This is a genomic window from Duganella levis, from assembly GCF_009857605.1.
Lineage (GTDB): Bacteria > Pseudomonadota > Gammaproteobacteria > Burkholderiales > Burkholderiaceae_D > Rugamonas > Rugamonas levis.
Map to the genome: position 1 here is coordinate 1 of NZ_WWCT01000085.1, position 672 is coordinate 672.

The 672-nt window shown below is 49.0% G+C and carries 2 tRNA genes and 2 rRNA genes; all 4 read right to left on the minus strand.

From position 1 onward, the window contains the following. Window positions 1–120 (minus strand): 23S ribosomal RNA (locus tag GTP69_RS30845); the annotation flags it as partial. A 180-nt stretch (window positions 121–300) separates the two neighbouring features. Continuing rightward, window positions 301–376, minus strand: a tRNA-Ala gene (locus GTP69_RS30850). A gap of 25 nt (window positions 377–401) precedes the next feature. Next, window positions 402–478 (minus strand) — tRNA-Ile (locus GTP69_RS30855). Between the two features lie 80 nt (window positions 479–558). Beyond that, window positions 559–672: ribosomal RNA gene (locus tag GTP69_RS30860) — 16S ribosomal RNA — on the minus strand; the annotation flags it as partial.

Consider the following 672-nt stretch of genomic DNA (forward strand, 5'->3'; position numbering starts at 1 on the left):
ATTCGGAAATCTGCGGATCAAAGCTTGTTTGCTAGCTCCCCGCAGCTTATCGCAAGCTACTACGTCCTTCATCGCCTGTAATCGCCAAGGCATCCACCATGTGCACTTATTCACTTGTCCCTATAACCTTGACGGCTATAGTTCAAGCATTTACTACTTTGTGATGATGAGTTTTACTACCCAGGCGTGTATCTGTCGACACACGCCTAATAAAACTTTACTTCTTCCAGATTGTTAAAGAACGATACTGCTTTTACCTAAACGCTTGTTTCTCAACGTCGCTTACGTAAAAACAGGTAGTGGTGGAGGATGACGGGATCGAACCGACGACCCCCTGCTTGCAAAGCAGGTGCTCTCCCAGCTGAGCTAATCCCCCTATGGGTACCACGAATACAGGCAACTGGTAGGGCTGGTTGGACTCGAACCAACGACCCCCGCGTTATCAACACGGTGCTCTAACCAGCTGAGCTACAGCCCCAATATTTGCTGTTCTTTTATTGTCTACAGTCGATAAGTGTGAGCGCTTGAAATCGTTCCGAAGAACTCTGCAAACTCTAGAAAGGAGGTGATCCAGCCGCACCTTCCGATACGGCTACCTTGTTACGACTTCACCCCAGTCACGAATCCTACCGTGGTAAGCGCCCTCCTTGCGGTTAAGCTACCTACTTCTGG